Source organism: Kitasatospora sp. NPDC057512 (assembly GCF_042802135.1).
Lineage (GTDB): Bacteria > Actinomycetota > Actinomycetes > Streptomycetales > Streptomycetaceae > Kitasatospora.
This window is the reverse complement of record NZ_JBHVET010000244.1, coordinates 1-10,727: the sequence shown is the minus strand read 5'-3', so window position 1 is coordinate 10,727 and position 10,727 is coordinate 1. Positions and strand designations below refer to the sequence as shown.

Genomic DNA, 10,727 nt, shown 5'->3' with positions numbered 1-10,727 from the left:
CGCCACCTGCTCCTGGAGCAGACGGACGTTGCCCAGGTCCCAGTCGACGTGCGAGGACGGCTGCTCGGCGTGCAGCGTCTTCGGCAGCACGCCGGCCCTCAGCGCCATCACCATCTTGATCACACCGGCCACACCGGCGGCCTGCTGCGCGTGCCCGATGTTCGACTTCACCGAACCCAGCCACAGCGGCCGGTCCCCGGCCCGTCCCTGGCCGTAGGTGGCCAGCAGCGCGCCGGCCTCGATCGGGTCGCCGAGCGTGGTGCCGGTGCCGTGCGCCTCGACCACGTCGACGTCGGACGCCGACAGCTGGGCGTTGGCCAGCGCGGAGAGGATCACGCGCTGCTGCGACGGGCCGTTCGGCGCGGACAGGCCGTTGGAGGCACCGTCCTGGTTGACGGCGCTCCCCCGGAGCACGCCGAGCACCTGGTGGCCGTTGCGGCGGGCGTCCGACAGCCGTTCCAGCACCAGCATGCCGACGCCTTCGCCGATGCCCATGCCGTCCGCGCCCTCGCCGAAGGCCTTGCAGCGGCCGTCGGAGGACAGCGCGCGCAGCCGCGAGAAGCCGACGAACTCGCCGGGGTCGGCCATCACGGTCACACCGCCGGCCAGCGCCACCGTGCACTCGCCCGACCGCAGCGCCTGAGTCGCCTGGTGCAGCGCGACCAGCGAGGAGGAGCACGCGGTGTCCACGGTCATCGCCGGGCCGACCAGGCCCAGGGAGTAGGCGATCCGGCCGGAGAGCACGCTCAGCGCGTTCCCGGTGATCAGGTGGGCCTGCACGCCGGCCTCGTCCCCGACCGCGCCGAAGTAGCCGGACGGGGCCGCGCCGATGAAGACACCGGTCGCCGAGCCGTGCAGCGTCTGCGGGTCGATGCCCGCGCGCTCGACGGCCTCCCAGGAGGTCTCCAGCAGCAGGCGCTGCTGCGGGTCCATCGCCAGCGCCTCGCGCGGGCTGATCCCGAAGAATCCGGCGTCGAACTCCCCGGCGCCGCTGAGGAATCCGCCCTCCACGACGTAGGTCGAGCCCTCGGCGTCGGCGTCCGCGTCGAACAGCGCCTCGGCGTCCCAGCCGCGGTCGGCCGGGAAGCCGCTGATCGCGTCCCCGCCGGCGGCGACCAGGTCCCACAGTTCCTCGGGCGAGCGCACGCCGCCCGGGTAGCGGCAGGCCATGCCGACGATCGCGATCGGCTCCGAGGGAGCGGCGGCCACCGCGACCACCTGGCCCGGGCCCTCCGCCCCGAACAGCGCGCTCAGGATCTCCTCGGCCAGCGCGGACGCGCTCGGGTGGTCGAAGACGACGGTGGACGGCAGCCGCAGGCCGCACGCGGTGTTCAGGCGGTTGCGCAGCTCGACGGCGGTCAGCGAGTCGAAGCCCAGCTCGCGGAAGGCCCGCGTCGCGACGATCTCGTCCGCCGAGTCGTGGCCCAGCACCGCGGCGGCGTGCGAGCGCACCAGCTCCACGACGCTCCGGCGCCGCTCGGCCGCCGACAGGCCGGCCAGCCGGGAGGCGAACTCGCCGCGCTCGTCGGCGACCGTCCCGGCGGCCGACTCGGCCCGGGCCTCGGGGATGGTGTCCAGCAGCGGGCGGGGACGCGCGGCCGTGAACACCGGCGCGAACTTCTGCCACTCCACGTCCGCGAGGGCGATGAAGGTCTCGTCGTCGGCGAGGACCTCGCCAAGCGCCGTCAGCGCGCGCTGCGTGTCCAGGAAGTTCATGCCCTGCCGCAGCAGGCGCTGGGGCGTCACCCGGCCGGGTGCCTGGTCCATCACCGCGTCCACGGCGTCCCAGTCACGGGTGTTCCAGACACCCCAGGCGATCGAGGTGCCCGGCAGGCCCCGGGCCCGGCGGTCCTCCGCCAGCGCGTCGAGGAAGGCGTTGCCGGCCGCGTAGGCGCCGTGGTCGTTGCTGCCCCAGGTCGCCGAGATCGACGAGAAGAGGACGAACTCGTCGAGGCCCAAGCCGGCCGTCGCCTCGTCCAGGTGGACGGCGCCGGCCGCCTTCGCGCCGAGCGCGGCGACCAGGCCTTCGCGGCTGGTGTCCTCCACCCGGGCCAGGTACGGCGCGTTGGCGGAGTGCAGGACGGTGGACAGGCCGGGGCCGGAGTCCTCGATCCAGGCCACCAGGCCGGTTGCCTGGTCCTGGTCCGCCAGGTCGCACGACACGACCTCGACAGCGGATCCCCCGTTCGCCACGGCGGCGGCGAGCGCCGCCACCCCGGGCGCCGACGGGCCGGAGCGCGAGGTCAGAACGACCCTCGGCGCTCCGTGCTCGGCCAGCCACGGGCCGATGCAGACACCGATCGAGCCCGTACCGCCGGTCAGCAGCACGGTGCCGCGCGGCGACCAGCCCGCCGACTCCACGCGGCGGGCCTCGGCCCGCACCAGACGGCGCAGGAAGACGCCCGAGGGCCGGACGGCGACCTGGTCCTCCCGGCCGTCGGCGAACACGCCGACCAGGCGGGCGGCGGCCTCGACGTCCAGCACCGGCGGCAGGTCGACCAGACCGCCCCACCAGTCCGCGTGCTCCAGGCCCACGGCCCGGCCCAGACCCCAGACCTGGGCCTGCACCGGACTGGTCGTCACCTCGTCCGAGCCGACCGCCACCGCGCCACGGGTCAGCACCCACAGCGGAGCCGTGACCCCGGTCTCGACCAGCACCCGGACCAGGTCGACCGTCCCGGCCAGACCGCCCGGAACCGACGGGTGCTCCGCCAGCGGCGTCTCGTCCAGGGCCAGCAGCGACACCACACCGGCCACGCCCTCGACCAGGGCCGCGTCGACGTCCTCCGGTCCCGCGACGGCGACGACGCTCGCGCCGTGGGCCGTCAGCGCCTCCGCGACCGCCTCCCGGTCGGGGCCGTCGCCGACCAGCAGCCAGGTCCCCGACGGCGTGGCGGCCCGGTTCGCGTCGGCCGCCTGCCAGACGATCCGGTAGCGCCAGTCGTCCACCGAGGTGTCCGGGCCGTCGGCCTGGACGGAGGCCACGGCGCCGAGCCAGTAGCGCCGGCGCTGGAAGGCGTAGGTGGGCAGGTCCACGACCGTGCCGCCGCCCAGGAGCGCGGCCCAGTCGACCGGAAGGCCCCGCACGTAGGCCTCGGCGAGCGAGGTCAGCAGGCGCTCGGCGCCGCCCTCGTCGCGTCGCAGGGTGCCGACCACGGCCGAGCCCTCGACGTCCTCGACGACGTCGCCCACCGCGCCGGTCAGCACCGCGTGCGGGGACACCTCCACGAACGCCCCGTGCCCGGAGTCGGCGAGGATGCGGACCGCCCGCTCGAACTCGACGGTCTCCCGGAGCGAGGCGTACCAGTAGTCGGGGTCCATCTCCGGGCCCGACAGCCAGGCGCCGGTCAGCGCCGACACCATGGGGACGCGGGCCTCGGTCGGCGCGATGCCCTCAAGCACGGCGAGGATCTCCTCGCGCAGCTCGTCCACGTGGGCACTGTGGGACGCGTAGTCCACCGGGATCATCCGGGCACGCGGCGAATCCCCACAGGAGTCCGCCAGTTCACGCAGCGCGTCCGCGTCACCGGAGACGACTGTCGCCGACGGGCCGTTCACCGCCGCCACCGACAACCGGGAACCGTACGAAGCGATCCGCGCCCGGACACCGTCCACCGGCTCCGCGATCGACAGCATCCCGCCACGACCGGCCAGCGCCTTCAGAGTCTTGCTCCGCAGAGCAACGACCTTCGCCGCATCGTCGAGGGAGAGAATCCCCGCGACGGCGGCAGCGGCGATCTCACCCTGCGAGTGACCGACCACGGCATCGGGGGCGACACCGGCCGCCTCCCACACCGCGGCCAGCGACACCATCACCGCCCACAGCGCCGGCTGCACGACGTCGGCGGCCTCGAAACCGTGACGCCCGGCCAGCACATCGTCCAACTGCCAGTCCACGTAAGGCTTCAGAGCCTCGGCGCACTCCGCGAGCCGCGCCGCGAACACCGGCGACGACTCCGCCAGCTCACGCCCCATACCGACCCACTGGCTCCCCTGCCCCGGGAAGACGAACACCGTCCGCCCCACCCCGGCAGCAGCCACCGCCCCCGTGATCACGCCGGGCGCGGGCTGCCCCGCGGCGACGGCCGAAAGCCCCGCCGAGAGTCCGTCCCGGTCCGCGCCGAGCACGACGGCCCGGTGCTCCAGCGCCGACCGCGTCGTGGCCAGCGACCACGCGACGTCGCCGACCGACAACTCCGGCCGCTCCGCCACGTGTTCACGCAGCCGGTCCGCCTGACCGGCCAGCGCCGCGGCGCTCTGCCCCGACAGCACCCACGCGGGGAGCCCCTCGCCGGACAGGACGCGCGGCGCGGTGCCCGCCACGACCTCCGGACGGCCCGAGCCCGCCGGTGCCTCCTCCAGGATCAGGTGCGCGTTGGTGCCGCTCACGCCGAACGCGGACACGCCCGCGCGGCGCGGCTGCTCGCCCGCCGGCCACGCCACCGCTTCGCTCAGCAGCCGGACGTTGCCCGACGCCCAGTCCACGTGCGGCGACGGGTTCTCGGCGAAGAGGGTCTTCGGCAGCACGCCGTGCTGCAGCGCCAGCACCATCTTGATCACACCGGCGACGCCGCTCGCGCAGCCGGAGTGGCCGATGTTGGACTTCACCGAGCCCAGCCAGAGCGGCCGGTCGGCGGCCCGGTCCTCGGCCTGCCCGTAGGTGGCGAGCAGCGCCTGCGCCTCGATCGGGTCGCCCAGCGTGGTGCCGGTGCCGTGCGCCTCGACCACGTCCACGTCGGCCGTGGTCAGGCCGGCGTCGGCCAGCGCCGAGTGGATGACGCGGTACTGCGAGGGCCCGTTGGGGGCGGTGATGCCGTTGGAGGCGCCGTCCTGGTTGACGGCGCTGCCGCGGATCACGCCGAGCACCTGGTGGCCGTTGCGGCGGGCGTCCGAGAGCCGTTCCAGCGCGATGATGCCGGCGCCCTCGCCCCAGCCGATGCCGTCGGCCTCGGCGGCGAAGGACTTGCACCGGCCGTCGGCGGCCATGCCGCCCTGCTGGGAGAACTCGATGTACGCGTCGGGCATGACCAGCACCTCGACGCCGCCCGCCAGGGCGAGGGAGCACTCGCCCGAGCGCAGCGAGCGCACCGCGAGGTGCAGCGCCACGAGCGAGGACGAGCAGGCGGTGTCGATCGTCACGGCCGGGCCGGTCAGGCCCAGCGTGTAGGAGATGCGTCCGGAGACGACGGCGGTCAGGCCGCCGGTCATCTTGTAGCCCTCGGCGCCGCTGCCGTTGCCGCCCACGCCCGAGCCGTACGCGGTGCCGCTGGCGCCGACGAACACGCCTGTGTCGGAGCCCTTCAGCGACATCGGGTCGATGCCGGCCCGCTCGACCGCCTCCCAGGCCGTCTCCAGCAGGATCCGCTGCTGCGGGTCCATCGCCAGGGCCTCGCGCGGGCTGATCCCGAAGAACCCGGGGTCGAAGTCGGCCACGTCGTAGAGGAATCCGCCGACCCGGGCGTACTCCTCGCCGGCGCGCGCGTCCGGGTTGCCGTAGGCGCGCTCCCACTCCGCCCAGCCGCGGTCGGTGGGGAAGCCGCCCATGGCGTCCGTCCCGGCGGCGATCAGGTCCCAGAACCGGTCGGGGCCGGTGATCCCCCCGGCGTAGCGGCAGCCGAGGCCGACGACGGCGATCGGCTCGCGCTCGCCGGCTTCCAGTTCCTTGACGCGCTCGCGGGTCCGATACAGATCGGCGGCGAGCTTCTTCAGAGTGTCGAGCAGCTGCTTGTCGCCGCCCGCCGCCTGCGCACCACCGGTCATCACGAAAGCCCCAATTCCTTGTTGATGAAGTCCAGGACCTCGCCGGCGTCGGCGTCGTCCAGTCGCCCGGCCAGCGTCTGCTGCTCCTGCTCGTCCTGCCGTGGTTGCTCGGTGTCGCCCAGCCAGCGGGAGAGCACGTTCCTCAGCCGCAGGGTCACGTCGCGCCGGGCGCCGCTGCCGCCGGGCACCGCCGCGAGCGCGGCCTCCAGGCGGTCGAGCCCGTCGAGCACCGGGTCGGCGCCGGGGGCGGCCCGGGTGTCGTCGGCCGGCGCGGCTCGCAGGCCGAGTTCGCCGTGCAGGTACTCGGCGAGTTCGGCGGGGGTCGGGTGGTCGAAGACGAGGGTGGCGGGCAGCCGCCGCCCGGTGCTCTCGGTGATCCGGTTCCGCAGGTCGACGGCCATCACCGAGTCGAAGCCGAGGTGGCGGAACGGACGGCCCTTGGGCAGGGCCCCGGCGGTATGGCCGAGGACGGCGGCGGCCTGGTCGCAGACGATCTCCACGAGTCGGCGCAGCTGCTCCGCGTGGGGCAGGCCGGCGAGTTGCCCGGCCAGGCCGGTGCCGTCCGGTCCGTCGGTCCCGGGGCCGGAGTCCGCGGGCTCCGGTCGGGTCCCGGCGTCCGGCAGGTCGGCGAGGAGCCGGCTGGGACGGCGCAGGGTGAACGTCGGGCCGAACACCGGCCAGTCGATGTCCGCGACGGTGACGGCGTCCTCCCCCGCGTCCAGGGCCTGGCCGAGGGCGCGGACGGCGAGTTCGGGCGCCATGGCCCGGACGCCGTAGCGGGTCAGCCTGGTGGTCACGCTGCCGCCGCCCATGCCGCCGCCGTCCCACAGGCCCCAGGAGAGCGTGGTGGCGGGGCGGCCGGCGGCGCGGCGTTCGGCGGCGAGGCCGTCGAGGTAGCCGTTGGCGGCGGCGTAGCCGGCCTGGTCGCTGCCGCCCCAGACGGCGGCGCCGGAGGAGAACAGCACGAAGTCGTCGAGGCCGCGGTCGGCGGTCAGCTCGTCCAGCCAGCGGGCGCCGCCCGCCTTGGGGGCGCACACCTCGGCCAGTCCGGCCGCGGTGGTCTCGCCGACGGTGCCGCCCTGGCCGACGCCCGCGGTGTGCAGCACCGTGGACAGGGCCGGGCCGCCGCCGGCGTCGATCCGGGCCAGCAGGGCGGCGACCTCGGCGCGCTCGGCGACGTCGCAGGCGACGACGTCGACGCCGGTGCCGCGGGCGGCCAGTTCGGCGGCGCGGGCGGCGACGCCCTCGGTGGCCGGGCCGCGCCGGCCGGTCAGGACCACGCGCCGCGTGCCGCGGTCGGCGAGCCAGCGCGCGACGTGCTCGCCGATGGCGCCGGTCCCGCCGGTGACCAGGACGGTTCCGCGCGGGGTCCACGCGGCGCCGTTCGCCGGGGCCTGCGGCTGCGCGGCGCGCACCAGCCGTCGTCCGTACGCGCCGGACGGGCGCAGCGCCACCTGGTCCTCGCCGTCGCCGCCCGTGAGGACGGCGGCCAGGCGCCGCAGGGCGGGGCCGGTGTCCTCGGGACGCCGCGGCAGGTCGATCAGACCGCCCCACAGGTCGGGGTGGGCGAGGGCGGCCGTCCGGCCGAGGGCCCAGATCTGGGCGTGGACGGGCGGGCCGGCCGGTTCGCCGTCGGTGGCGGCGGCCGCGCCCCTGGTCAGCACCCACAGCGGGGCGGCGGGCGTGTCGTCCCCGTCCCCGCGCCGGTCGGTGACGGCCTGGGCCAGGGCCAGGGTGGCGGCCAGGCCACGCGGGACGCCGGGGTGGGCGTCGAGCGGCGAGGCCGCCTCGTCGTCGAGGGCGAGGGCGGAGACGATGCCGGAGAGGTCGTCGACACCGGTGGGCAGCGCGGCGGCGAGCGCCTCGCGGTCGGTGGTGTCGAGGCCGTCCCCGGCCACCGTGAGGACCCGGGCGCCGGCGGCCGTGAGGGCGTCGGCGACGTCCGGCGCGGAGCCGACGAGCAGCCAGGTGCCGGTCAACGCGGCGCCGTGCTCGGACAGGGCCGACCAGGCGATGCGGTAGCGCCAGCCGGCGACGGCCGACTCGGCGCGTTCGCGGTGGCGCCAGCCGGTGAGCGCGCCGAGGGCCGGGTCGGCCGGGTCGACGCCGAGCAGGTCGGCGAGAGCGGCGGCGTCACCGCTCTCGACGGCGTTCCAGAAGCCCGCCTCGGCGGGCGTGCCCGCGGTGACCGGCGCGGTCGGGGCCTCCGTGGGCTCCGGCCAGAACCAGTCCCGCCGGAAGGCGTAGGTGGGCAGGTCCACAACCGTGCCGCCGCCCAGGAGCGCGGTCCAGGCGACGGGCAGGCCCCGGACGTACGCCTCGGCGAGCGAGGTCAGGAGACGCCCGGCGCCGCCGTCCTCGCGGCGCAGCGTGCCGACCACGGCCGGGGTCCGGTCCGCGAAGGCGTCGCTGATCGCCGGGGTGAGCACCGGGTGCGGGGACACCTCGACGTACGCCCCGTGGCCCGCGTCGGCGAGGATGCGCACGGCGCGGTCGAACTCGACGGTCTCGCGCAGGGACGCGTACCAGTAGTCGGGGTCCAGCTCCGGGCCCGACAGCCACGCGCCGGTCATGGCGGAGACCATGGGGATGCGGGCCTCGGTCGGTGTGATGCCCTGGAGGACGGCGAGGATCTCCTCGCGCAGCTCGTCCACGTGGGCGCTGTGCGAGGCGTAGTCCACCGGGATCATCCGGGTGCGCGGGAACTCCCCACAGGAGTCGGCTAGTTCGCGCAGTGCGTCGGCGTCTCCGGAGACGACGGTCGCCGACGGGCCGTTGACGGCCGCGATGGACAACCGGGAACCGTACGAAGCGATCCGCGCCCGGACGCCCTCCACCGGCTCGGCGATCGACAGCATCCCGCCACGACCGGCCAGCGCCTTCAGGGTCTTGCTCCGCAGGGCGACGACCTTCGCCGCATCGTCGAGGGAGAGAATCCCCGCGACGGCAGCAGCGGCGATCTCACCCTGCGAGTGGCCGACCACGGCATCGGGGGCGACACCGGCCGCCTCCCAGACGGCAGCGAGGGAGACCATCACGGCCCACAGCGCCGGCTGCACGACGTCGGCGGCCTCGAAACCGTGACGCCCGGCCAGCACATCGTCCAACTGCCAGTCCACGTAAGGCTTCAGGGCCTCGGCGCACTCCGCCAGCCGCGCCGCGAACACCGGCGAGGCCTCGGCCAGCTCGCGGCCCATCCCGACCCACTGGCTGCCCTGGCCGGGGAAGACGAACACCGTCCGCCCCACCCCGTCCGGGGCGACCTCGCCGGTGACCACGCCGGGCGCGGGCTGTCCCGTGGCGACGGCCGTCAGGCCTGCCGCCAGGTCGTCCCGGTCCGTGCCCAGCACCACCGCGCGCTGCTCGAACGCCGACCGCGTGGTGGCCAGCGACCACGCGACGTCCCCGACCGGCAGCTCCGGCCGCTCCGCCACGTGCTCGCGCAGCCGGCCCGCCTGACCGGCGAGCGTCTGCCCGTCACGGCCGGACAGCACCCACGCCGGGACGTCACCCGACAGCACCGGCACGACGTTTCCGGTGTCACTGTCGACGGGCGCCTCCGCCTCGGCCGGCGCCTCTTCGATGATCACGTGCGCGTTGGTGCCGCTGATCCCGAAGGCCGACACACCCGCCCGGCGCGGCCGCTCGCCCGCCGGCCACACCACCTCGGACTGGAGCAGACGGACATTGCCCGTCTCCCAGTCCACGTGCGAGGACGGCTCATCGGCGTGCAGCGTCTTCGGCAGCACACCAGCCCGCAGCGCCAGCACCATCTTGATCACACCGGCCACACCGGCGGCCTGCTGCGCGTGCCCGATGTTCGACTTCACCGACCCCAGCCACAACGGCCGGTCCCCGTAACGCTCCTGGCCGTACGTCGCCAGCAGCGCGCCGGCCTCGATCGGGTCGCCGAGCTCCGTACCCGTCCCGTGCGCCTCGACCGCGTCCACGTCCGCCGCCGAGATCCGGGCGTTGGCCAACGCCGCGCGGATGACGCGCTGCTGCGAGGGGCCGTTGGGGGCGGTGAGGCCGTTGGAGGCGCCGTCCTGGTTGATGGCGCTGCCGCGCACCACGCCGAGCACCCGGTGCCCGTTGCGGCGGGCGTCGGAGAGGCGTTCGAGCACCACGACGCCGACGCCCTCGCCCATGCCCATGCCGTCGGCGCCCTCGCCGAAGGCCTGGCAGCGGCCGTTCGGCGACAGGGCCCGCAGCCGCGAGAAGCCGACGAACTCGCCCGGGTCGGCCATCACCGTCACGCCGCCCGCCAGGGCGACCGAGCACTCGCCCGACCGCAGCGCCTGCACCGCCTGGTGCAGCGCGACCAGCGAGGAGGAGCAGGCGGTGTCCACCGTCATCGCCGGGCCCACCAGGCCCAGCGCGTAGGCGATCCGGCCGGACAGCACGCTCATCGCCGTGCCGGTCATGCGGTGTCCTTCGGACCCGGCGGTCTCCTCCACCACTCCGAGGTAGGTCGACCGGGCCGCGCCGACGAAGACGCCGGTCGCGGAGCCGTGCAGCGACTTCGGATCGATGCCCGCGCGCTCGACGGCCTCCCAGGAGGTCTCCAGCAGCAGCCGCTGCTGGGGGTCCATCGACAGGGCCTCGCGCGGGCTGATCCCGAAGAAGGCGGCGTCGAACTCGGCTGCCCCGGTGAGGAATCCGCCCTCGGCGACGTAGGTCTTGCCCTCGGCGTCCGGGTCCGGGTCGAAGAGGCCCTCGGTGTTCCAGCCGCGGTCGGTCGGGAAGCCGCCGATCGCGTCCCCGTGCTCGGCCAGGAGGGTCCAGAGCTCCTCGGGGGTCCGGATCCCGCCGGGGTAGCGGCAGGCCATGCCGACGATCGCGACCGGTTCGGCCGGGGCCGCGACCACGGCGGGCGCCTGCCCGGCGCCGGTCGCCGTCTCGGCTCCGAAGAGCCGGGAGAGGATCTCCTCGGCCAGGGCGGGCGGGTGGGGGTGAGCGAACACGAC

At 75.5% G+C, this 10,727-nt stretch carries 2 protein-coding genes; both read right to left on the bottom strand.

Annotated features, from left to right (window positions below):
- Positions 1-5,763 (bottom strand): SDR family oxidoreductase (locus ACFU6K_RS17820; RefSeq protein WP_380664019.1); only part of this gene is annotated, 5,763 nt, incomplete at its 3' end.
- Positions 5,760-10,727: type I polyketide synthase (locus ACFU6K_RS17815; RefSeq protein ID WP_380664017.1), on the bottom strand; the 4,968-nt coding region annotated here is incomplete at its 5' end. The genes ACFU6K_RS17815 and ACFU6K_RS17820, both read right to left, overlap by 4 nt.